The sequence below is a fragment of the Mycolicibacterium mageritense genome, from assembly GCF_010727475.1.
Taxonomy (GTDB): Bacteria; Actinomycetota; Actinomycetes; order Mycobacteriales; family Mycobacteriaceae; genus Mycobacterium; species Mycobacterium mageritense.
This window is the reverse complement of record NZ_AP022567.1, coordinates 584,917-606,647: the sequence shown is the minus strand read 5'-3', so window position 1 is coordinate 606,647 and position 21,731 is coordinate 584,917. Positions and strand designations below refer to the sequence as shown.

Genomic DNA, 21,731 nt, shown 5'->3' with positions numbered 1-21,731 from the left:
TCAGTCTTGCATTTACGGTTGATGGCATGGCTAACGGGATCGACTCAACGGGCTTCATCCGCGAATATCTGCTGCTCGGTTTGCGGTTCGACCGGGTCGAGGAGGGCTATGTCGACTCCTTCACGGGCGACCCGGCGCTGCGCCGTCAGGTCGCCGACGAACCGGCACCCGACCCGGCAGACCTGGCCCGGCAGGCCGAGCGGTTGCTGACCCAGATTCCCGACGACCTGGATCGTGACCGGGCCGACTACATCGCCGCGCACCTACGTGCCCTGAACTGTGCCGGGCGCAAGTTCGCGGGCGAGGACGTCGGCTTCGTCGATGAGGTGCAGGCGTATTTCGACGTCAGCATCAGCAAGGGTGATCCGGACAAGTACCGGGCCGCGCACGCCAAACTCGACGAGGCGCTGGGCGGCAGCGGTCCGCTCGCCGAACGCATCCAGGCTCACCGCACCGGAGACGAGATCGCGCCGGAACGCCTCGAAGAGTGCATCCACGCGTTCTCGTCGGCGCTGCGCGACAAGGTCCGCGCCGAATATCCGCTGCCCGAGGCCGAGACCATCACATACGAGGTGGTGACCGACAAGCCGTGGTCGGGGTTCAACTACTACCTGGGGGATTACCGCTCGACGGTCGCGGTCAACGCGGACCTCAAGCAGCAGATGGCCAACCTGCCGCGGCTGGTGGCGCACGAGTCCTATCCGGGCCATCACACCGAACATTGCCGCAAAGAGGCCGGCCTGGTGGCGCGCGACGGCCAGCTGGAACAGACCATCTTCCTGGTCAACACCCCGCAGTGCCTCATGGCCGAAGGCCTCGCCGACCTGGCGTTGTATGCGGCCATCGGTCCGGGCTGGGGAGCCTGGGCGTCGGAGATCTACGCCGACCTGGGCCTGCGGTTCGACGGTGAGCGCGCTGAAGCCGTGTCGGAGGCGGTCGCCGGGCTGGCCGATGTGCGCCAGGACGCCGCGCTGATGCTGCACGACGAACATCGAGACGTCGACGACGTCGTCGAATTCCTCAAACGCTGGCTGCTGGTCAACGACGAGCGCGCGCGACAGATGCTGCGCTTCCTGTCCTCGCCGCTGTGGCGGGCCTACACCAGCACGTACATCGAGGGTTACCGGCTGCTGCGCGGCTGGCTCGATGCCCGGCCTGCCGACGTGTCGTTGACCGCACGCTTCGGCCGGCTGCTCGACGAGCCGCTGATCCCGTCGACGCTGCGGGGATGAGCGCCGACTAGGCTGAATGCCATGGCAGCTGACCCGTCATCCTCCTTGCCCGCGTCTTCGGGCGCCGACTACGCAGAGACCGCAAGCGCCGCCTATCAGGCCGCGCTGCAGGTCATCGAGTCCGTCGAGCCCCGGGTCGCCGCTGCGACGCGCAAAGAGCTTGCCGATCAACGGGATTCACTCAAGCTGATCGCGAGCGAGAACTACGCTTCGCCGGCCGTGCTGCTGACCATGGGCACCTGGTTCTCCGACAAGTACGCCGAGGGCACTGTGGGGCACCGCTTCTACGCGGGCTGCCAGAACGTCGACACCGTGGAGGCGCTGGCCGCCGAGCACGCGCGCGAACTGTTCGGCGCGCCCTACGCCTACGTGCAGCCGCACTCGGGTATCGACGCCAATCTCGTTGCGTTCTGGGCGATTCTGGCCACCCGCGTGGAAGCCCCCGAGCTCGCGAACTTCGGCGCCAAACACGTCAACGACCTGTCCGAGGCGGACTGGGAGACGCTGCGCAACAAGCTGGGCAATCAGCGGCTGCTCGGCATGTCGCTCGACGCGGGCGGGCACCTGACCCACGGCTTCCGGCCCAACATCTCGGGCAAGATGTTCCACCAGCACAGCTACGGCACCAATCCGGAGACCGGCTTCCTGGATTACGACGCCGTCGCCGCGGCGGCCCGCGAGTTCAAGCCGCTGATCCTGGTCGCCGGCTACTCGGCGTACCCGCGCCGCGTGAACTTCGCCAAGATGCGCGAGATCGCCGACGAGGTGGGCGCGACGCTCATGGTCGACATGGCGCACTTCGCCGGTCTGGTGGCAGGCAAGGTGTTCACGGGCGACGAGGATCCGGTGCCGCACGCGCACGTCACCACCACGACGACGCACAAATCGCTGCGCGGCCCGCGCGGCGGCATGGTGCTGGCCACCGAGGAGTTCGCGCCCGCGGTCGACAAGGGCTGCCCGATGGTGCTCGGCGGTCCGCTGTCGCACGTGATGGCGGCCAAGGCCGTCGCGCTGGCCGAGGCGCGCCAGCCCGCGTTCCAGGCCTACGCGCAGCAGGTCGCCGACAATGCCCAGGCTTTGGCCGACGGTTTCGTCAAGCGTGACGCGGGCCTGGTCACCGGCGGCACCGACAACCACATCGTGCTGCTCGACGTGCGGTCGTTCGGGCTGACCGGCCGGCAGGCCGAGTCCGCACTGCTGGACGCGGGCATCGTGACCAACCGCAACTCGATCCCCGCGGATCCCAACGGCGCGTGGTACACGAGCGGCGTGCGGCTCGGAACCCCGGCGCTCACAAGTCGCGGATTCGGTGCCGACGACTTCGACCGGGTCGCGGAGTTGATCGTCGACGTGCTGTCCAACACGCAGCCCGACGGCAGTTCCAAGGCCAAGTACACGATGGCCGACGGCACCGCCGAACGGGTGCACGCGGCATCGCAAGAGCTGCTCTCCGCCAACCCGCTCTACCCGGGTCTCACGCTCTGAGCATCGTTCTCAGCAAATTCACAGCGACCTGACAGGGTAGGCCCCAATACCCCGGCGAGGTATGCCAGACTCGCGCACTGTGACAGCCCCAACGAGCCTCGCCACGTCCGTGATGTCCGCCTCGCTCGCCGATGTCGACCCCGACATCGCCGAGTTGCTCGACAAGGAGCTCGGCCGCCAGCGCGACACGCTGGAGATGATCGCGTCGGAGAATTTCGCGCCCCGCTCGGTGCTGCAGGCCCAGGGCAGCATCCTGACCAACAAGTACGCCGAGGGGTTGCCGGGCCGCCGCTACTACGGCGGGTGTGAGTACGTCGATGCCATCGAGAACATCGCCCGCGACCGGGCCAAAGCGCTCTTCGGCGCCGAATTCGCCAACGTGCAACCACATTCCGGCGCGCAGGCCAACGCCGCGGTGCTGGCGGCGCTGATGGCGCCGGGGGAACGGCTGCTGGGTCTTGACCTGGCCAACGGCGGTCATCTGACGCACGGTATGAAGCTCAACTTCTCCGGCAAGGTCTACCAATCCGGGTTCTACGGCGTCGATCCCGCGACCGGTCTGATCGACATGGACGCGGTGCGGGCGCGGGCGCTGGAATTCCGGCCCAAGGTGCTCGTCGCCGGCTGGTCGGCCTACCCGCGGACCTTGGACTTCGCGGCGTTCCGCTCGATCGCCGACGAGGTCGGCGCGCACCTGTGGGTCGACATGGCCCACTTCGCGGGCCTCGTGGCCGCCGGACTGCACCCCAACCCGGTCCCGCACGCCGACCTGGTGTCCACGACCGTTCACAAGACGCTCGGTGGGGCCCGGTCCGGTCTGATCCTGGGCAAGAAGGCATTCGCCAAGCAGCTGAACTCGGCGATGTTCCCCGGCACCCAGGGTGGGCCGGCCATGCAGGTGGTGGCGGGCAAGGCGATCACGTTCAAGATCGCAGGCACGCCGGAATTCGCCGACCGGCAGCAGCGCACGCTGTCGGGCGCCCGCATCCTGGCCGACCGGCTGCTCGCGGCCGACGTCGCGTCGTCGGGCGTATCCGTCGTCACGGGCGGCACCGACGTGCACCTCGTGCTGGTGGATCTGCGGCACTCGCCGCTGGACGGCAAGGCCGCCGAGGATCTGCTGCACGAGATCGGGATCACGGTCAACCGCAACGCGGTGCCCGACGATCCGCGGCCGCCCATGGTGACCTCGGGCGTGCGCATCGGCACGTCGGCCCTGGCCACGCGCGGATTCGGCGATGCCGAGTTCGCCGAGGTGGCCGATATCATCGGCACTGCGCTCGCGCAGGGCGCCGCCGCGGACGTGGTCGCGTTGCGCGGCCGGGTGACGCGGCTGGCCCGCGAGTTCCCGTTGTACGACGGGTTGGAAGACTGGCAGTTGCACAATCGGTGACACACCCCTGGGCCGAATTTTAGAAATGTGTGAACTCGGGTTACAGTTACCTCATGGCACAGAAACCTGTCGCTAATGCACTGACGCTCGAACTCGAACCCGTCGTGACCGCGGAACTGCGTCGTCACCTCGACTCCGAGGATCTCTGGTACGCGCACGATTACGTGCCGTTCGACCAGGGGGAGAACTTTGCGTTCCTCGGTGGCAGGGACTGGGATCCGTCGCAGGTGACGCTGCCCAAGAGCGTGACCGACGCGTTGGAGATCCTGCTGATCACCAAGGACAACCTGGGCGGCTACCACCGCGAGCTGGTCGAGCACTTCATCCTCGAGGACAAGTGGGGCCGGTTCCTGGGCCGGTGGACCGCCGAGGAGCACCTGCACGCCGTCGCGCTGCGCAACTACCTCGTGGTCACCCGCGAGATCGACCCGACGGCCAACGAGGACGTGCGCGTCGAGCACGTCATGAAGGGCTACCGCGCCGATACCTACAGCCAGATCGAGACCCTGGTGTTCATGGCGTTCTTCGAGCGCTCGCACGCCGTGTTCTGCCGCAATCTGGAAGCACAGATCACCGAGCCGGTGCTCAAGGCTCTGGTCGGCAGGATCGCCACCGACGAGGAACGCCACGAGGAGTTCTTCGCCAACCTGGTGTCGTTCCTGCTGGGGCAGCACCGGGACGAGACCGTCGAGGCGATCGCGGCCCGCGCCGCCGAGCTCGATGTGATCGGCGCGGACATCGACGCGTATCAGGCCAAGGTCGCGCTGGTGGCCGAGGCCGGCATCTTCGACAAGGCCGCGCTGCGGCAGGTCATCTCCGACCGCATCACCGCGTGGGGACTCGCCGGCGAGGCGCGACTTCAGGAGTTCATCAGCGCGTAACACGTTGGGCGCCAAACACGCGGCGCGCCGATCAGCAAACCCGCCGAGGCGGGAGTAGCGTCGAAATCGATGGCTAGCGACATGCTCTGCTGTCCGGGCGGTACCGATCGTTTTGATCACGAGAGGACCGGCCCCGGTCCTGGTGCCGCAGCGTCCACCGAGAAGTTCGTGTGGGGCCGCGTTGAACGGACTTCGCCTCTAGGAGCGCCCACGTGACTGATTCGCCTGTCCGTACCTATGTGCTCGACACCTCCGTGTTGCTGTCCGATCCATGGGCATGCACGCGGTTCGCTGAGCACGAAGTGGTGGTTCCGCTGGTCGTCATCAGCGAGCTGGAAGCCAAACGGCACCACCACGAGCTGGGCTGGTTCGCCCGGCAGGCACTGCGGATGTTCGACGATCTGCGGCTCGAGCACGGCCGGCTTGATCAGCCGGTTCCCGTGGGAACCCAGGGCGGCACCCTGCACGTCGAGTTGAACCACAGTGACCCGTCGGTGCTGCCCGCCGGGTTTCGCACCGAGAGCAACGACTCCCGCATCCTGACCTGCGCGGCCAACCTCGCCGCGGAGGGCAAGCGAGTTACGTTGGTGAGCAAGGACATTCCGCTCCGGGTCAAGGCTGGCGCGGTGGGCCTGGCAGCCGACGAATACCACGCGCAGGATGTCGTGGTGTCCGGCTGGACCGGGATGACCGAGATGGACGTCGCGGCCGAGGACATCGACACGCTGTTCGCTGAAGGTGAGATCGATCTGGCCGACGCGCGGGATCTTCCGTGCCACACCGGAATTCGTCTGCTGGGTGGAAACTCGCATGCACTGGGCCGGGTCAATGCGGCCAAGCGCGTGCAACTGGTGCGCGGTGATCGCGAAGTGTTCGGCCTCCGGGGAAGGTCAGCCGAACAACGCGTCGCCCTGGACGTTCTGCTCGACGAATCCATCGGCATCGTGTCACTGGGCGGCAAGGCAGGCACCGGCAAGTCGGCCCTGGCGCTGTGCGCGGGCCTGGAGGCCGTGCTGGAACGTCGCACCCAGCGCAAGGTGGTCGTGTTCCGGCCGCTGTACGCGGTGGGCGGACAGGATCTCGGGTATCTGCCCGGCAGCGAGAGCGAGAAGATGGGGCCGTGGGCCCAGGCCGTCTTCGACACCCTCGAAGGCCTGGCCAGCCCCGCGGTCCTCGAAGAGGTGCTGTCCCGCGGCATGCTCGAGGTGCTGCCTCTGACGCACATCCGTGGCCGCTCGCTGCACGATTCCTTCGTGATCGTCGACGAGGCGCAATCGCTGGAACGCAACGTGCTGCTGACGGTGCTGTCCCGGCTCGGCGCCGGATCGCGCGTCGTGCTCACCCACGACGTCGCCCAGCGCGACAACCTGCGGGTGGGCCGCCACGACGGCGTCGCCGCGGTGATCGAGAAGCTCAAAGGGCACCCGCTGTTCGCCCACATCACGCTGCAGCGCAGCGAGCGGTCACCGATCGCCGCGCTGGTCACCGAGATGCTCGAGGAAATCAGCCCCGGCGCCCTGCCCTGACCCTGACGCTGAGTGATTTGTGTGCGTTCACCGGCGCTCACCGCCGGTGAACGCACACAAGCTCAGCCGGTAGGCTGCCGGGGTGCCGAGCGGTCGTAGGAGTCAGTCGTGGCGGTGGACCGTCATCGGGCTGGTCGCCGCCGTTGCCGTGCTCGTCGTCGGGGCGCTGACCGGGCACATCCGTCGTGACGACCCCGACGATGTCGACTGCTCGAAGGAGAAGTGCATCGCGCTGACCTTCGACGACGGCCCAGGCCCGTACACGGACCGGTTGCTGCAGATCCTCAAGGACAACGACGCCAAGGCGACGTTCTTCCTGATCGGGAACAAGGTCGCGGCCAACCCCGAGGGCGCCAAGCGCATCGCCGACGCAGGCATGGAGGTCGGCAGTCACACCTGGGAACACCCCAACATGACAACCATTCCGCCCGAGGACATCCCTGCGCAGTTCAGCCGCGCGAGTGACGCCATCGAATCCGCCACCGGATCCCGCCCCAAGCTGGTCCGGACCGCAGGCGGGCTGATCAACGACCAGGTACTGGCCGAAGCGCGCAAGCAGGGGCTGGCCGACATCAACTGGGATGTCATTCCGTTCGACTGGGCCAACGACGCCAACATCGGCGCCACCCGGTACATGCTGATGACCCAGATCAAGCCGAACTCGGTGGTGCTGTTCCACGACACCTACTCATCGACCGTCGACCTGGTGTACCAGTTCATCCCGGTCCTCAAGGCCAACGGCTATCACCTGGTGACGGTCAGCCACATGCTCGGTGAGCGGCAGCCGGGCACCAGCTACGGCAGCCGCGAGAACGGTCCGCCAGTGCCGCCCGCCGATGCGCTCAAAGACATCCCGCCCGAGGACATCCCGACGCTGCCCGCGACGCCGTCGCCCGCGCCCATGCCCAACTTCCCGATCACCGACATCCCTGGTGCGAATTCGGGCGGCCCCAACAATGGCGCCTGATCCCCATTCGTCGGGCAAGGTGAGGACCAAAGACCCTAACCCACAGCGGGTCTGACGACGAGCATGGTGTCATGCCCGACACGTTGCTCGACATCGCGACCATCACCAAGGCCGTTGAGGTGGCTTCACGTGCGCCGTCGCTGCACAACACCCAGCCGTGGCGGTGGGTTGCCGGAAGTGCCACGGACGCGGCGGTCGAAAATAGTGCCACGGACACCCCGAGTGAGCGTGGTCTGGAGCTGCAGCTGTTTCTCGACCCGACCCGCGTGGTGCGGAGCACGGACCGGTCCGCGCGCGAGGCGGTCATGAGCTGCGGCGTCATGCTCGACCACGTTCGGGTGGCGATGGCCGCGGCCGGCTGGAGCACGAGCGTCGAGCGGTTCCCGAATCCCAACAACCTCGACCACCTGGCGACGCTGCAATTCAGCCCCATGGAGTTCGTCACCGACGCGCATCGTCGGCGCGCCGACGCGATCCTGGCGCGCCGGACCGATCGGTTGCCGATGGCAGCGCCGGCAGACTGGGAGTCCTTCGAGGCACTGCTGCAGGCGCGCCTGGATGACGGGCCGGTGCACCTGGACGTGCTGGGCGACGAGGCCCGCCAACAGCTCACCGAGGCCGCTGAGCTGACGGAGTCGCTGCGACTGTACGACTCTGCCTACCACGCCGAACTCGCCTGGTGGACAACCCCGTTCGCCACCGAAGACGGTATCCCGCAGAGCGCGCTGGTGTCCGCTGCCGAAAGCGAACGCGTCGCGATGGCGCGGTCCTTCCCGGTGACCGCACACAGCGACCGGCGTCCCGCGCTCAACGACGACGCCGCCAAGATCGTGGTGCTGTCCACCGACGGGTACAGCCGGGCCGACGCGCTCGACGCAGGCGAGGCGCTCTCGGCGACACTGCTGGAATGCACCCTGGCCGGCTTCGCCACGTGCCCCGTCACGCATGTGACCGAACTGCATGCCAGTCGCGACATCATCGGCGCGCTCATCGGACGCGACGCGTGCCCGCAGGTGCTCGTCCGGGTCGGCATCGCACCGGCCCTCGAAGATGTTCCGCCGCCTACGCCGCGCCGCCCCGTCGAGGCCATCCTCTCGATCTCCTGACTCGCTTGCGGCGGGCGGCGGTGATTGTGAGAATCCGAGGATGATCAAAGTTTTCCTGGTCGACGACCACGAGGTGGTGCGCCGGGGCTTGATCGATCTGCTCGGCGCCGATCCGGAACTCGACGTGATCGGCGAGGCCGATTCGGTGGCCTCGGCGCTGGCCCGGATACCCGCGGCCGCACCCGATGTCGCGGTGCTCGACGTTCGCCTGCCCGACGGCAACGGCATCGAGCTGTGCCGGGATCTTTTGTCCCGCATGCCGGATCTGCGGTGCCTGATGCTGACGTCGTTCACGTCCGACGAGGCCATGCTCGACGCCATCCTGGCCGGGGCCAGCGGTTATGTGGTCAAGGACATCAAGGGCATGGAACTGGCCAAGGCGATCAAGGATGTCGGAGCGGGCCGGTCGCTGCTCGACAACCGGGCTGCCGCGGCGCTGATGGCCAAGCTGCGCGGTGATGCCGAACGCGCCGATCCACTCGCCGGGCTCAGCCAGCAGGAACGCGTGCTGCTCGACCTGCTGGGTGAAGGCCTGACCAACAAGCAGATCGCGGCCAGGATGTTCCTCGCCGAGAAGACAGTCAAGAATTACGTCTCGCGGCTGCTGGCCAAGCTCGGCATGGAACGTCGCACGCAGGCCGCCGTGTACGTCTCGAAGCTGGACCGGCACAACTAGGGCATTTGTGCCCTACGGGCAGGTGACCAAGCGCCCGTTCGCCAGGCCTGCGCACCGAGCACGATCGAGGTATGAACGAAAACGGGACAATTGCGCCGGTCGTGGTGGGCGTCGACGGCTCCAAGCACGCTGTCCGGGCGTCGATCTGGGCGATCGACGAAGCGGTGCGGAGAGGCGCGCCGTTGCGGTTGGTGCACGTGGTGCGCGGCGACTCGGGCCAGGATTTTGCGGAGGCCCGCAAGATCATCCACAGAGCCTGGGCTGCAGTGGAAGCCACCGGGATAGCTGTCGAGCTCGAATCCGACATTCGCCAGGGTGACACCGTTCCCGAGCTCATCGAGGCGTCGCGCGCGGCCGCGATGATCTGTGTGGGTTCTCGAGGCGTGCACAAGCACAAGACCTATCACCGGCCGGGCCACGGGCGTGGCACGACCGCCGCAGGGGTGGCGCTCGGCGCGCACTGCCCGGTCGCGATCATCCGGCGCAGGCATCCGCGTGGGCCGATGACGGCACACAAGTGGGTTGTTGCGGCGCTTGACGATTCACCAGGGTCGGACAGCGCGTTGCAGGCCGCGATGGACGAGGCGCAACGCCGCCAGGCGCCCGTACTGGTTCTCACCCCGTGGCATGCCCCGGGTCGGGATCTGCCCGTCGGTCAGCGGGAGCTACAGGCTCATCTCGAAAGTTACATCCGCGACGCCGAACTGGAGCACGCCGAGTTCGCGATGTGCACCCTTCCGCGGCCCAAGGACATCGCAAACCTGTTGGCGCAGAGCGCAGGAATCGACCAGTTGCTCGTGATCGGACCGGAGAACCCGGAACTCGTGGCCCAGGTCGTGAGCCCCAAGGTCCGGGCCATCCTGCACAAGACGAACTGCTCGGTACTCGTGATGCGCCGACGTGACGATGCGGAACCCGGGCCGGCCTGGATCGCGAAGACCGCAGGGACTTTGGTCCCTGACGAAGCGGACATTGCGCCCTTGGCCGGCGCAGTGTCGGGCCAATAGCGTCGATGCCATGAGCGACTCCGTCGAAACCGTTGTGACGCAGGGCGCACCGGTCAGCATCCTCTCGGACCGTGAGAGCTGGGGACTGTTGGGGAGCGTCTCGCTGGGCCGGCTCGTCACCACCGTCGACAACGAGGCACACATCTTCCCGGTGAACTTCGTGGTGCAGCACCACACGATCCTGTTCCGAACGGCAGAGGGCACCAAGCTGATCAGTGCTGCCATGAACCGGGCCGTGCTGTTCGAGGCCGACGACCACAATGCCGTGGAGGGCTGGAGTGTGATCGTTCGTGGCGTCGCACGCACCCTGCGGACCGATGACGAACTGAGCGAAGCCGCACAGGCCCAGCTGTTGCCGTGGACGGCGACGACGAAGACGCACTTCGTCCGGGTATCCGCGACCCGGATCACGGGCCGCAGATTCCGGTTCGGGCCCGAACCAGGGGTGTAGCCCGGGTGCTGCTGTGCCAGCATGGTGGGCGTGACAGGTAAGCGGCGCCCCGACGACGAGCAGCGGATCGCGCCGTTGCGCGACACACTGTCGCAGTTGCGGCTGCGGGAACTGCTCACCGAGGTCCAAGACCGTGTCGAGCAGATCGTCGAGGGCCGCGACCGGCTCGACGGCCTGGTGGAAGCCATGCTGGTGGTCACCTCGGGGCTGGAACTCGACGTCACACTGCGCACCATCGTGCACACCGCGATCGACCTCGTCGACGCCCGGTACGGCGCTCTGGGAGTTCGTGGCGACGACCATCAACTGACGGAGTTCATCTACGAGGGCATCAGCGAGGAAGAGCGCGAAACCATCGGGTCGCTGCCGGAAGGCCGCGGCGTGCTGGGCGTGTTGATCGATGATCCCAAGCCCATACGGCTGGAAGACATTCGGCTGCACCCCGCGTCGGTCGGGTTCCCGCCGAATCATCCGCCGATGCGCACGTTCCTCGGGGTGCCGGTCCGCACCAGGGACAAGGTCTTCGGCAACCTCTACCTGACCGAGAAGACCAACGGCCAGCCGTTCAGTGAGGACGACGAGGTACTGGCGCAGGCACTGGCCGCGGCGGCGGGCATTGCCGTCGACAATGCCCGACTGTACGAGCAGTCCCGGGCCAGGCAGGCCTGGATCGCCGCGACCCGCGACATCGGCACCGAACTGCTCTCCGGCACCGATCCGGGCACGGTGTTCCGGCTCGTCGCCGACGAAGCGCTCAAACTCACCGGGGCCGACGGCACCGTGGTCGCGGTACCCGCCGATCCGGAAGCCCCCAGCGCCGAGGTCGGCACCTTGGCGGTCGCCGCGATCGCGGGCGCGGTGCACGGATGCGGCACCGAGTCGATCCCGGTTCCGGAGACGGCGGTGGGAGAGGTCTTCCGTAAGGGCACACCGCAGCAGCTGGACAGTTTCGAGCTGTGCGGATACACGGGCCCGGCGCTGATCCTGCCGTTGCGTACCACCGACACCGTCGCGGGCGTGCTGGTGGCCATGCGGCTGGGCGCGGGGCCTGCGTTCACCGCCGAGCAACTCGACATGGCCGCGTCTTTCGCCGACCAGGCCGCCTTGGCGTGGCAGCTGGCCAGTTCGCAACGCCGGATGCGGGAGCTGGAGATCCTGGCCGACCGTGACCGCATCGCGCGCGACCTGCACGACCATGTGATCCAGCGCTTGTTCGCCGTGGGCCTCTCGTTGCAGGGCACCATCGCGCGGGCGCGGTCCAGCGAGGTGCAGCAGCGCTTGGTCGAGAGCGTCGACGACCTGCAGGCCGTGATCCAGGAAATCCGCACGGCCATATTCGATCTGCACGGGGCACCGGCCGGTGCCACGCGGTTGCGGCAACGGCTCGAGGCCGTCATCGCGCAGTTCGCGGGCGCGGGCCTGCACACCACGACGCAGTTCGTCGGGCCGCTTTCGGTGGTCGACGCGGACCTGGCCGACCATGCCGAAGCGGTGCTGCGCGAAGCCGTGAGCAATGCCGTGCGGCATTCTGGCGCAAGCGAACTCACGGTGCGCGTGACCGTGGCCGACGATCTGCGCATCGACGTGGCCGACAACGGAAGCGGGATCGTCGGCCCGATCACCGAGAGCGGGCTGGCCAACCTGCGCGACCGGGCGGCGGAGGGCGGTGGCGAGTTGACCATCGCCGATCAGCCTGGCGGTGGCACGGCGCTGAGCTGGTCGGTGCCGCTGCCCGGTTAGCGGCGCGGTGTCGCGGGCAGCGGCGCGGCATCGTCGGCGGCCCAGCCGACCCGGACCAGCATCTGCGGATACTCCCGTGCGTCGAACAGCTCATCGCGCAATGCGGCTCGGGTATCGGTGAATTCGAGCGGTTCGGTGATCGGGCAGGTGGCCATGCCTAATGCCGTCGCGGTGAGCAACACGAGGCTCGTGGCCTCGCCGGCCCGGAGACGGGCCATGGCATCGTCGTCGCGCGTACCCAACGCCAGTACCACGGCATGGTCGGTGACGGCGCCGGCGCTGGGCGGCTGCGCCAGGACAGGGCCCGCGAAGAACCGGCCCGGTACCACGGCCGCCGGGTCCGACGGCGGCGTGTTGCGCGCGGGTACCCCGGCCGTCGCGCCGTAGCGTCCACTCCACCTGGTGAGCTCGGTCAGATAGGCGTGGTCGCTGACGTGCCGCGAAACCGATTCCTCGACAACGAGATTCAGTTCGGTCAACGACTCCACGCGGCGTATCGTGACCCCCACGCGCGCGGCGCGGGCCCCGATGAGGGCGATGTCGGCCGGTGAGACCTCGCGTCCGCTGTAATGGCGCCGGTCGGTGCGGCGGTGCGGAATCGCCTCAGCCAGTGAGGTTTCGACATCGCTCGGGCTGAACGGCACCAGGGTCACCGTGGCCAGCAGATCCGGATCGGCCGGGTCGGGCAGGCGCTGCACGGTGGCCCGCCAGCCGGATGCCGCCAACGCGATGACGCAGTGATGCAGGGTCGCGCCGCAGCTGAGCAGCAGGTCGCGACGGTCAGGGTCGGTGGCAACGAGTCCCCCGCGAGCGGGAGGTGCCCCCAGCCTTGTCATATCTGCGTACAGCCGCAGCCGGTCGGTGCCGACCTCCCAGCGCCACGGCTGCGAGTTGTGCACCGACGGCGCGCGGACCGCCAGCGCCAGTGCGGCCCGCACCGTCTCGGCGTCGGGGAATGTGCTGCTCACCCTTCCACAGTGCGCGCTTCGCGCCGCATCGGATAAGGGCACAAAGTCCCCTTATCCGAGGCCGTCGGTGGTCCGGCGCGGCAGGGCACTCACCAGCGGGGTGTCCGCGCCGACCCGGCCGAGGCGGCCTGCGCCACCGGGCGATCCGAGCGGGGCGTCGCGGCCCGGCAGGATCTCGCTGAAGAATGCGGCGTTGTCGGCCAGATGCGGCAACTGATCGTCCGGGAGATCGGTTTCGTAGTAGATGGCGCCCGCGTCGCATTCCAGCCGGCAGGCACCGCAGTCCACGCACTCGTCGGGGTTGATGTAGAGGGACCGGGCGCCCTCGTAGATGCAGTCCACCGGGCATTGCAGGACACAAGCCTTGTGCATGACGTCGACGCATGCTGTTCCGATCACGTACGGCATGGTCAAACCGTACGGAACCGGACGGGCCGAGGGCCCACGCCGAAAGTCCTTTTCGCCGAGGACCAAAGTCACTTCCTGGGCCGTATTCGGGCGCCAAAACTCGACGAGCAGACGCATAGGTACCCCAAATCGCGTGAAAGGGGGTACCTACGCGACTGCTCGCGCAAGAAAGAGGGGGAGTTACTCGCCCGGCTTGACCTTGGCCATGGCGAGCACGTCGAGGCGCTTGTCGAGCTCGGCCTCCGAGAGCTTGTCGCCGATCAGGCCGCGGTCGATGACCGTCTGACGGATGGTCTTCTTCTCCTTGAGGGCTTCCTTGGCGACGGCCGCGGCCTCTTCGTAGCCGATCGCGGAGTTCAGCGGCGTCACGATGGACGGCGAGGACTCGGCGAGCTCGCGCAGGCGTTCTTCGTTGGCCACCAGGCCGTCGATGCAGCGCTCGGCGAAGAGCCGAGACACGTTGGACAGCAACGTGAACGACTCCAGCAGGTTGCGCGCCATCATCGGGATGTAGACGTTGAGCTCGAAGGCGCCGGACGCGCCGCCCATCGCGATGGCCGCGTCGTTGCCGACCACCTGGCAGGCCACCTGAGTGACCGCCTCGGGCAGCACGGGATTGACCTTGCCCGGCATGATCGAGCTGCCCGGCTGCAGGTCCGGCAGCTGGATCTCACCGAGGCCCGTGAGCGGACCTGAGCCCATCCAGCGCACGTCGTTGGCGATCTTGGTCAGCGACACCGCGATGGTGCGCAGTGCGCCGGAAGCCTCGACCAGCCCGTCGCGGGCCGCCTGTGCTTCGAAAGAGTCCACCGCCGTACGCAATTCGGCCAGCCCGGTCTCGTTCACCAGCACCTCGACCACCTTGGCGCCGAAGCCGTCGGGCGCGTTGAGGCCCGTGCCGACAGCGGTGCCGCCGATGGCGAGCTCACCCAGCCGCGGCAGCGTGGCCTTGACCCGTTCGATCCCGGCCTCGATCTGGCGGGCGTAGCCGCCGAACTCCTGGCCGAGCGTGACGGGCACCGCGTCCATCAGGTGGGTGCGGCCCGACTTCACCGCGGTGCGCCACTGCCGGGCCTTGGCGGCCAGCGACGCGTGCAGCACCTCGAGCGCCGGGATGAGATGGCGCACAGCGGCTTCGGTGGCCGCGATGTGGGTCGCGGTGGGGAACGTGTCGTTGGAGCTCTGCGACATGTTCACGTCGTCATTGGGGTGCACCGTCACGCCGTTGCGCGCCGCGATCGACGCGATCACCTCGTTGGTGTTCATGTTCGAGCTGGTGCCCGAACCGGTCTGGAACACGTCGATGGGGAACTGGTCGTCGTGCAGGCCGTCGGCGATCTCGCCCGCGGCGGCGATGATGGCGTCGGCCTTCTCCGGGGAGAGCAGTCCGAGATCCTTGTTGACCTGTGCGCAGGCGGCTTTCAGCAGGCCGAGCGCGCGGATCTGGGTGCGCTCCAGGCCGCGGAACGAGATCGGGAAGTTCTCCACGGCACGTTGCGTCTGCGCCCGCCACAGGGCGTTGACCGGCACCCGGACCTCGCCCATGGTGTCGTGCTCGATGCGGTACTCGACGTCGCTGTCGGTGGTCATGTGCTCCCTTTGGTTGTGCGGTGGATTACGGCAGGGGATAGGCGGCGGACGAGTCGCCGGTGAAGTCGATGGCGGAGTACTCGTTGAGCTTGGACAGCCGGTGGTAGGCCTCGATCATGCGGACCGTGCCGGACTTGGACCGCATGACGATGGACTGCGTGGTGCAGCCGCCGCTCGCGTACCGCACGCCCTTGAGCAGATCGCCGTCGGTCACGCCGGTCGCGCAGAAGAAGACGTTCTCGCCGGACACCAGCTGCTCGGTGACCAGCACGGCGTCCACGTCGTAGCCGCGGTCGACGGCCTTCTGCCGCTCTTCGTCGTCCTTGGGGGCCAGCTGGGCCTGGATCGCGCCGCCCATACAGCGAATCGCGGCCGCGGCGATGATGCCCTCGGGGGTGCCGCCGATACCGGCCAGCAGGTCGGTGCCCGAGTTGGGCCGGCAAGCCGAGATCGCGCCTGCGACGTCGCCGTCGGAGATCAGCCGGATCCGGGCGCCCGTGTCGCGGACGTCGGAGATGAGCTGCTCGTGGCGCGGGCGGTCCAGGATGCATACCGTCATGTCCTTGACCGAGAGCCCCTTGGCCTTCGCGACCCGGCGGACGTTCTCGCCGATCGGGATGGTGATGTCGATTGCGTCGACGGCCTCGGGACCGACCGCGATCTTGTTCATGTAGAACACGGCCGACGGATCGAACATGGCACCGCGTTCGGCGACTGCGAGCACCGAGATGGCGTTGGGCATGCCCTTGCTCATCAGCGTGGTGCCGTCGACCGGGTCCACGGCGAAATCGCACTCCGGCCCGTCGCCGTTGCCGACCTCTTCGCCGTTGTAGAGCATCGGCGCGTTGTCCTTCTCGCCCTCGCCGATGACGACCACGCCGCGCATCGAGACCGAGTTGACCAGCTCACGCATGGCGTCGACGGCGGCGCCGTCGCCGCCCTCTTTGTCACCGCGGCCGACCCAGCGGCCGGCGGCCATGGCTCCCGCCTCGGTTACCCGGACGAGTTCGAGGGCGAGGTTGCGATCCGGGGCTTCACCACGTGTGGGGCTCATGGCTGGTGATTCTCCCAGAACGGGGTCCGGGTTTGGGAGCTGGGATACTGGCAACCATGAGCACCCAGCCCACCCCGGCCCCCAGACCGGCGAAGTCCCGGTTGCTGCAGGACGGCCGGGACATGTTCTGGTCGATGGCGCCGCTGGTGGTGGCGTGCATCGTGCTGGCAGGCCTGCTGGGCATGTGCTCCTTTCAGGCCGGCGGTCCAGGGGTCGGCCCGACGCCCGAGTACGACGCGAAAGCCGGTCTGCAGGCCGACGCCGACGCGCTGAAGATCCCGATCCGGCTGCCGCAGCTGCCCGACGGATGGCAGGCCAATTCGGGTGGCCGCGGCGGGATCGACGGCGGCGCGACGCTGGCGGACGGCACGCGGGGGCGCGCGGTGACGTCGCGCATCGGGTACCTCGCGCCCGACGGCATGTACCTGAGCCTGACCCAGAGCAACGCCGACGAAGCGGCGCTGGTGGCGTCGATGAAACCGGATTCGTATCCGGCAGGCACGCAGGACGTCGACGGCGTCACCTGGGTGGTCTACGAGAGCTCTGATCCCGAGCCGGTATGGACGACGCGGTTGAGCGGTCCGGCTCAGGTGGCGATCACGGGCGCCGGCGGTACGGAGGAGTACCGTACGCTGGCGAAGGCGACGCAGACGCAGTCGCCACTTCCCGTGCAGCGCTGACAGATGGAGCCCGGTATGACTGCGCCAGAAGCTGACCTCACCGGATGGACTGCCGCCCCGTTCACCGCGGCCGGCCAGACCTACGACGTGTACCGCAAGGGCGAGGGCCCCGGCGTGGTGCTGATCCCCGAGATTCCCGGGCTGCATCCCGGGGTGCTGGCCCTCGGCAACCACCTGGTCGACAACGGATTCACGGTGGCCGCGCCGTCGCTGTTCGGGACGCCGGGTGCGCCCGCGGTGCGTCCCGGCGCCGTGCCGGTGATGATGAAAGCTTGTGTGACAAAGGAATTCGCGGCGTTTGCGACCAATGCCGACCGACCCGTCGCGCATTATCTGCGCGCGCTCGCGCGCGATCTGAACGAAAAGACCCCGGGCAAGGGCGTCGGGGTCATCGGGCAGTGCTTCACGGGCGGTTTCGCGCTGGCCGCCGCGGTCGACGACAGCGTGCTGGCTCCGGTGTTGAGCCAGCCGTCGCTGCCGATTCCCCTCACGCCGCGGCACAAGAGCGACCCGGGCCTGTCCGAGGCCGAACTCAAGGTGATCGAGCAGCGCGCTGCCAACGACGGGCTGTGCGCCCTCGGACTGCGGTTCAGTCAGGACCGGCTCGCGCCCGGTGAGCGGTTCGGCACCCTCAAGGCCCGGCTCGGTGACGCGTTCGAGGTCATCGAGATCGATTCGGCGAAGGGCAACGAGCACGGCCTTTCACAGGCGGCCCACTCGGTGCTGACCGACCAGGTCCGTGAGGTCGACGGGCATCCGGCCTACGAGGCGCGCAAGCGCGTGGTGGAGTTCCTCACGGAACGCTTGGCGGCGTAGCGGACGGCGGTTCCTCGGTCTCGGTGGTGGATTCGGCCGCAGGCGCGGACACCTTCTCGGGTTCGCGCTTGCGGCTCCACCAGTGTTTGCGGGGTTCTTCGGGCTCGGGCATCTCCAACTCGACGCCCTTGTAGACGGCCAGGTAGACGCTGACCGTGGTGACGATGATGATCATCAGCACGGGCCCGATCACCAGCCCGAAGAAGCCGAACATCGAGATGCCCGCGAACACCGCTAGCAGCATCAGCGCCGGGTCGAGCCGCGCCGCTTTGGGCACCAGCCACGGCCGCAGCAGATTGTCGATGTTGGTGACCACCAGGAGATGGAACGCCACCACGAAGATGCCGCCGATGATGTTGCCAAAGAACATCATTCCGATGCCGAACGGGATCGTCACGATCCCGCCGCCGAGCGGGATCACCGACAGTGCGGTCAACAGGATCGAGAAGATGAAGAACCCGTCGTGGAAGCCGCCGATGTAGATCGAGATCGCGCCGGCCACCCCCTGGCACAGCGCTATCACGAACTGGCCCTTGACCGTTCCCTTCACCATGGCGCCGGTCTTGGCGAGGTACAGATCGGTGATCTCTTCGCCGAGCGGATTGAGCCTGCGGATGAGCGTGGCCACCTCGTCCTTGTTGACCAGCAGCGAGATGAACACATACAGGAAGATGACCGACGCGGTCAGCGCGCCGACGACACCGCCGACAGCGCCCTGCAGCACCCCGAGCAGCCATTCGCCGAGACGCTGAGACACCGAGACGATGCCGCTGCGCAGCGAGTCCGCGGTCAGGTGGACGTCGAGGAACGGCAGCCTGCCGAGCGTCGAGTTGACGAGCTGCAACGTCCGGTCGCCCAACGTGCTGACATCGGTGTGCGCGAGCCAACCGCTGACGGCGTTGACCATCTGGCTGATCTGCACGATCGCGAGGAACACGATCAGTGCCACCGGGATGATCACGATCAGTAGGGCCGTCAACACCGTGAGCGTGGCCGACAGCCCGGTGCCGAACCGGCGCTGAAAGCGTTGGTACAGAGGCGAAAACAGGTATGCGCCGACCGCGGCCATCACGATCAGGACAAAGAACGTGCGCAGGAAGTACGCGCCGAGCAGTAGGGCGATGACGGTGATGACCGCCAGAGCGCGTTTCTGGGTGACGGTGAACTCGCTCTTCATTGCGCCCCTCCCGGTGTTGCGCTGACCTTAGCGTCACCGCGCCGCGACAGCGGGAACGTGGCGCCGGTGTCAGGCCTGGGCGAGCTTCATGACATGGCCGAGCACATCCGGGTAGCGCTTGAGGTGGGCCCCGCCGTTGAGGTCGACGACTTCACCCGTCATCCACGACGCCTGCGGTGAGCACACGAACACCACCGCCGCGGCGATGTCCTCGGGGGTTCCGGCCCGCCCCAGCGCGGTGTTCTCGACGTACTCCTCGACCACCCCCGGGATCATCGCCGCGGGTTCGGTCAACGGCGTGTGCACGAAACCCGGTGCGATCGCGTTGACCCGGATTCCGCGCGGTCCCAGCTCGAGTGCGGCCACCTGGGTCAGCATCGACAGGCCGGCCTTGGCCGCGCAGTACGCGCTCATCCCCGCCGCGGGCTGGCGGCCGTTGAGCGACGAGATCGACACCAGCACACCGCCCTCTCGCAGGTGCTGGCCGGCGTGCTTGGCGACGATGAACGCTCCGTTGAGGCACACGTCGACCACCGAGCGGAACTGGTCGACGGGCATGTCGACGATCAACCCGACATTGCTGAACCCCGCGCAGTTGACCACCACGTCGATCGGGCCGATTTCGGAGAAGAGTGCCTGCACCGAATCCTCGTCGGTGACGTCGACGTAGCCGCTGGTGTGCGGTGCGCCCAGGTCGGCAGCGCGGGCCCTGGCACCCTCGGTGTTGCGGTCGGCCAGCACCACGCGACAGCCGTCGGCCGCCAGGGCCTGCGCGCTGGCCCATCCGATGCCGGAGGCCGCACCGATCACGAGCGCGGCGCGTGGCGTGCTCATGCCGGGCTCCCGTCCGGAGCGGGATCGCCCCACTTCTTGGCGATCGCCGCCCACGGGTCGGCCAGGTGTCCCGGGTAATCCCGGTACGCCGACTTCGACCGCAGGAATCTGCGGATCAGCGGAGCCGCCAGGCCGATCGGGAAGCGCTTCAACCCGGCGTTGGCCCTGGTGTCGGCCAGCAGCTGCGGCCACGAATGCTGTTGGAACCCGAGCACCTGCTGGGATCGGGCGGTGTCCATCCAGTCGGTGGCGAACCATGCGGTCGGGTCGTCAGGATTTCCCGGCCGGCCGATCGGCAGGCCGCCCTTGATACCCATGGCCGCGGCGGCCTGCGACCCGACGGCAGATTGCGTGTGCCGGTGGGTCGCGGAGTCACCGCCGATCAGCAGCACCTCGTGGTTGGTGTCGGCGGTGGTCGCCGCGACGAACGCGGCCGCGACATCGCGCACGTCGACGGTCTGCAGGCGGCCGTCGGCGGGCAGCACGCTCTCGAACGAGATGAGGTCGACGTCGATGTCGATGCTGAACTCGGAACTCATCACGCCGCCGAGGCGCAGGATCAACCAGTCCAGCTTCGAGGCCCGGACCAAGGCTTCGGCCTCGACCTTGTGGGCGCCGTAGATGTCCGACGGGTTGGTGGGGGTGTCGGCTGTCAGCACGTCATCGATGTGGTGCGGGCTGCGGGCGCCGTACACCGCGACGCTGGACGCCTGGATGAACCGGGGTGATGTGGTCTGCGCCTCGGCAGCCCGCAGCAGTGAGGCTGTGGCGTCGACGTTGACCTTGCGCGCCAGGCCGCGGCGCATGTAGCAGAACGGCGGGATGATCGCCGCCAGATGGATGATCGCGGCGGGGAGACGGCGGCCACCAGTGCGTCGACGGCAGCCGGGTCGGTCAGATCCGCCCAGTGCACCGTGACGGTCGACGGCAGCTTTGCTGCGGCCTTGCGGTTGGCGGGCACGTCCAGGTCGGTGGCGACGACGCGTCGTCCGTCGGCGCTCAAACGCTTGACGGTGGCCGAGCCGACCAGCCCGAAAGCACCTGTCACCAGTACGGCGTCCGACATAGGCCTCCTCGCTAGAACGTGTTGCAACAGTAGCGAACGACGGTGTGGTGTGCGTCACCGTCCGTGCCGGCGCAAAGACTTCCCGGACGCCGGGGGTTCGCCCTGCCGCGGTCAGCAACCGGCAGCCGATGCCTGTACTGGGCCAGCGGGAACTATGGCGAACCAGCACGACGTTGCCTACCCAGCGCTGCGACGAACCTCACATTCGTCTGCCTTTTGTGGTGACCGTCCCGCTCACCGGAAGATTGTGAGGGTTTGCCCGACGACCATTCATTTCACGATTTGTTGGTTTGCTTGGTGTGGCTGCATTGTGATTGTGGAGAACGAACGAAAACGAGCCGATTGCGGGCGTTTGTGATGTACTCGGTTGCACGCGTCAACAATTGGGGAGGTGCGTAATGTCAGAAGATGTCGTGGCGGGGGTTAACGGCAGCGGTGCGGAAGCAATTGCCGGAGAGATAGCTGTCGATACACACGTGCTGGTGTATCCGGGCACAGAAGGCGAACTGCGCGGCATCGTTGTCGAGGACTTCGCAGACCTGGCCGGAACCGCCGTCGAGATCGCCGGTGAACGGATCGTCGGGCCTGCTCGCCGGTGGGCGGTCAACCTCGATGAAGGTGGTCTGGTGTTCGTCGACGACGACAGCATCGCCGTCGACCCGCAGCACGCCTGA

Annotated in this window: 20 protein-coding genes and 1 pseudogene; 14 read left to right on the top strand and 7 right to left on the bottom strand. The window is 67.7% G+C overall.

Annotated elements, in window-relative coordinates; translation table 11 throughout:
- Nucleotides 1–26 precede the first annotated feature (26 nt).
- From G6N67_RS02905 to G6N67_RS02855, 11 genes are all read left to right on the top strand, one after another.
- On the top strand, nucleotides 27–1,232 hold the full coding sequence (locus G6N67_RS02905) for a hypothetical protein (RefSeq protein WP_036437849.1): 1,206 nt from the start codon (nucleotides 27–29) through the stop codon (nucleotides 1,230–1,232).
- Nucleotides 1,233–1,253: 21 nt separating this feature from the next.
- Entirely contained in the window at nucleotides 1,254–2,717 is a 1,464-nt protein-coding gene (locus tag G6N67_RS02900; protein ID WP_036437847.1) for a glycine hydroxymethyltransferase, read from the top strand.
- A gap of 112 nt (nucleotides 2,718–2,829) precedes the next feature.
- On the top strand, nucleotides 2,830–4,110 hold the full coding sequence (glyA, locus tag G6N67_RS02895; protein ID WP_036437844.1) for a serine hydroxymethyltransferase: 1,281 nt from the start codon (nucleotides 2,830–2,832) through the stop codon (nucleotides 4,108–4,110).
- A 53-nt stretch (nucleotides 4,111–4,163) separates the two neighbouring features.
- A complete protein-coding gene (locus tag G6N67_RS02890; protein WP_036438704.1) occupies nucleotides 4,164–4,991 on the top strand; it encodes an acyl-ACP desaturase in 828 nt (275 codons plus the stop codon).
- Nucleotides 4,992–5,203: 212 nt separating this feature from the next.
- Nucleotides 5,204–6,517, top strand: a complete 1,314-nt coding sequence (locus G6N67_RS02885; protein WP_036437841.1) for an RNA 5'-3' helicase PhoH2 — start codon at nucleotides 5,204–5,206, stop codon at nucleotides 6,515–6,517.
- 82 nt (nucleotides 6,518–6,599) lie between these two features.
- Nucleotides 6,600–7,484 carry a polysaccharide deacetylase family protein gene (locus tag G6N67_RS02880; RefSeq protein WP_036437839.1) on the top strand — a complete coding sequence of 295 codons (885 nt, stop codon included), beginning with the start codon at nucleotides 6,600–6,602 and terminating at the stop codon, nucleotides 7,482–7,484.
- 71 nt (nucleotides 7,485–7,555) lie between these two features.
- On the top strand, nucleotides 7,556–8,590 hold the full coding sequence (locus G6N67_RS02875; protein WP_036437837.1) for an Acg family FMN-binding oxidoreductase: 1,035 nt from the start codon (nucleotides 7,556–7,558) through the stop codon (nucleotides 8,588–8,590).
- Between the two features lie 40 nt (nucleotides 8,591–8,630).
- Nucleotides 8,631–9,266, top strand: coding sequence for a hypoxia response regulator transcription factor DosR/DevR (gene dosR, locus G6N67_RS02870; RefSeq protein ID WP_036437836.1), 636 nt, complete (start codon nucleotides 8,631–8,633; stop codon nucleotides 9,264–9,266).
- Between the two features lie 71 nt (nucleotides 9,267–9,337).
- Nucleotides 9,338–10,273 (top strand): universal stress protein, encoded by a 936-nt coding sequence (locus G6N67_RS02865; protein WP_051579053.1) that lies wholly within the window; start codon nucleotides 9,338–9,340, stop codon nucleotides 10,271–10,273.
- A 10-nt stretch (nucleotides 10,274–10,283) separates the two neighbouring features.
- Entirely contained in the window at nucleotides 10,284–10,724 is a 441-nt protein-coding gene (locus G6N67_RS02860) for a pyridoxamine 5'-phosphate oxidase family protein (RefSeq protein WP_051579052.1), read from the top strand.
- Between the two features lie 21 nt (nucleotides 10,725–10,745).
- The gene (locus tag G6N67_RS02855) at nucleotides 10,746–12,464 is read left to right on the top strand and encodes a sensor histidine kinase (RefSeq protein ID WP_036437833.1); all 1,719 of its coding nucleotides are present in this window, start codon (nucleotides 10,746–10,748) and stop codon (nucleotides 12,462–12,464) included.
- Here the strand turns inward: G6N67_RS02855 and G6N67_RS02850 are convergent.
- The 4 genes from G6N67_RS02850 to glpX form a co-directional block, all read right to left on the bottom strand.
- Entirely contained in the window at nucleotides 12,461–13,432 is a 972-nt protein-coding gene (locus G6N67_RS02850; RefSeq protein ID WP_036437831.1) for an Acg family FMN-binding oxidoreductase, read from the bottom strand. The genes G6N67_RS02855 and G6N67_RS02850 overlap by 4 nt on opposite strands.
- Nucleotides 13,433–13,483: 51 nt before the next feature.
- Nucleotides 13,484–13,840: a ferredoxin gene (gene fdxA, locus G6N67_RS02845; RefSeq protein WP_036437828.1), complete on the bottom strand. Its 357-nt coding sequence runs from the start codon at nucleotides 13,838–13,840 to the stop codon at nucleotides 13,484–13,486.
- A gap of 180 nt (nucleotides 13,841–14,020) precedes the next feature.
- Nucleotides 14,021–15,430 (bottom strand): class II fumarate hydratase, encoded by a 1,410-nt coding sequence (locus tag G6N67_RS02840; protein ID WP_036437825.1) that lies wholly within the window; start codon nucleotides 15,428–15,430, stop codon nucleotides 14,021–14,023.
- A 25-nt stretch (nucleotides 15,431–15,455) separates the two neighbouring features.
- A complete protein-coding gene (gene glpX, locus G6N67_RS02835) occupies nucleotides 15,456–16,484 on the bottom strand; it encodes a class II fructose-bisphosphatase (protein ID WP_036437822.1) in 1,029 nt (342 codons plus the stop codon).
- A gap of 56 nt (nucleotides 16,485–16,540) precedes the next feature.
- Here glpX and G6N67_RS02830 point away from each other — a divergent pair, with 56 nt between their 5' ends.
- Together G6N67_RS02830 and G6N67_RS02825 are read left to right on the top strand one after the other, a co-directional pair.
- On the top strand, nucleotides 16,541–17,164 hold the full coding sequence (locus G6N67_RS02830; RefSeq protein ID WP_036437819.1) for a DUF4245 domain-containing protein: 624 nt from the start codon (nucleotides 16,541–16,543) through the stop codon (nucleotides 17,162–17,164).
- 15 nt (nucleotides 17,165–17,179) lie between these two features.
- Nucleotides 17,180–17,980 (top strand): dienelactone hydrolase family protein, encoded by an 801-nt coding sequence (locus tag G6N67_RS02825; RefSeq protein ID WP_036437818.1) that lies wholly within the window; start codon nucleotides 17,180–17,182, stop codon nucleotides 17,978–17,980.
- Here G6N67_RS02825 and G6N67_RS02820 read toward each other — a convergent pair.
- From G6N67_RS02820 to G6N67_RS02810, 3 genes and pseudogenes are all read right to left on the bottom strand, one after another.
- Nucleotides 17,958–19,157: an AI-2E family transporter gene (locus tag G6N67_RS02820; protein WP_036437815.1), complete on the bottom strand. Its 1,200-nt coding sequence runs from the start codon at nucleotides 19,155–19,157 to the stop codon at nucleotides 17,958–17,960. The genes G6N67_RS02825 and G6N67_RS02820 overlap by 23 nt on opposite strands.
- Nucleotides 19,158–19,226: 69 nt before the next feature.
- A complete protein-coding gene (locus tag G6N67_RS02815) occupies nucleotides 19,227–19,991 on the bottom strand; it encodes an SDR family NAD(P)-dependent oxidoreductase (RefSeq protein WP_036437812.1) in 765 nt (254 codons plus the stop codon).
- Nucleotides 19,988–21,057, bottom strand: a pseudogene (locus G6N67_RS02810) (NAD-dependent epimerase/dehydratase family protein). The gene G6N67_RS02815 and the pseudogene G6N67_RS02810 overlap by 4 nt, the downstream one beginning before the upstream one ends.
- 398 nt (nucleotides 21,058–21,455) lie before the next feature.
- Here G6N67_RS02810 and G6N67_RS02805 point away from each other — a divergent pair.
- Nucleotides 21,456–21,731, top strand: a complete 276-nt coding sequence (locus tag G6N67_RS02805) for a hypothetical protein (protein ID WP_179976798.1) — start codon at nucleotides 21,456–21,458, stop codon at nucleotides 21,729–21,731.

Bases quoted from the DNA above. Each gene is read 5' to 3' on its own strand.
- G6N67_RS02905 (WP_036437849.1), top strand. From the start codon at position 27: ATGGCTAACGGGATCGACTCAACGGGCTTCATCCGCGAATATCTGCTG.
- G6N67_RS02900 (WP_036437847.1), top strand. From the start codon at position 1,254: ATGGCAGCTGACCCGTCATCCTCCTTGCCCGCGTCTTCGGGCGCCGAC.
- glyA (WP_036437844.1), top strand. From the start codon at position 2,830: ATGTCCGCCTCGCTCGCCGATGTCGACCCCGACATCGCCGAGTTGCTC.
- G6N67_RS02890 (WP_036438704.1), top strand. From the start codon at position 4,164: ATGGCACAGAAACCTGTCGCTAATGCACTGACGCTCGAACTCGAACCC.
- G6N67_RS02875 (WP_036437837.1), top strand. From the start codon at position 7,556: ATGCCCGACACGTTGCTCGACATCGCGACCATCACCAAGGCCGTTGAG.
- dosR (WP_036437836.1), top strand. From the start codon at position 8,631: ATGATCAAAGTTTTCCTGGTCGACGACCACGAGGTGGTGCGCCGGGGC.
- G6N67_RS02865 (WP_051579053.1), top strand. From the start codon at position 9,338: ATGAACGAAAACGGGACAATTGCGCCGGTCGTGGTGGGCGTCGACGGC.
- G6N67_RS02860 (WP_051579052.1), top strand. From the start codon at position 10,284: ATGAGCGACTCCGTCGAAACCGTTGTGACGCAGGGCGCACCGGTCAGC.
- G6N67_RS02855 (WP_036437833.1), top strand. From the start codon at position 10,746: ATGGTGGGCGTGACAGGTAAGCGGCGCCCCGACGACGAGCAGCGGATC.
- fdxA (WP_036437828.1), bottom strand. From the start codon at position 13,840: ATGCCGTACGTGATCGGAACAGCATGCGTCGACGTCATGCACAAGGCT.
- G6N67_RS02840 (WP_036437825.1), bottom strand. From the start codon at position 15,430: ATGACCACCGACAGCGACGTCGAGTACCGCATCGAGCACGACACCATG.
- glpX (WP_036437822.1), bottom strand. From the start codon at position 16,484: ATGAGCCCCACACGTGGTGAAGCCCCGGATCGCAACCTCGCCCTCGAA.
- G6N67_RS02830 (WP_036437819.1), top strand. From the start codon at position 16,541: ATGAGCACCCAGCCCACCCCGGCCCCCAGACCGGCGAAGTCCCGGTTG.
- G6N67_RS02825 (WP_036437818.1), top strand. From the start codon at position 17,180: ATGACTGCGCCAGAAGCTGACCTCACCGGATGGACTGCCGCCCCGTTC.
- G6N67_RS02820 (WP_036437815.1), bottom strand. From the start codon at position 19,157: ATGAAGAGCGAGTTCACCGTCACCCAGAAACGCGCTCTGGCGGTCATC.
- G6N67_RS02815 (WP_036437812.1), bottom strand. From the start codon at position 19,991: ATGAGCACGCCACGCGCCGCGCTCGTGATCGGTGCGGCCTCCGGCATC.
- G6N67_RS02805 (WP_179976798.1), top strand. From the start codon at position 21,456: ATGTCAGAAGATGTCGTGGCGGGGGTTAACGGCAGCGGTGCGGAAGCA.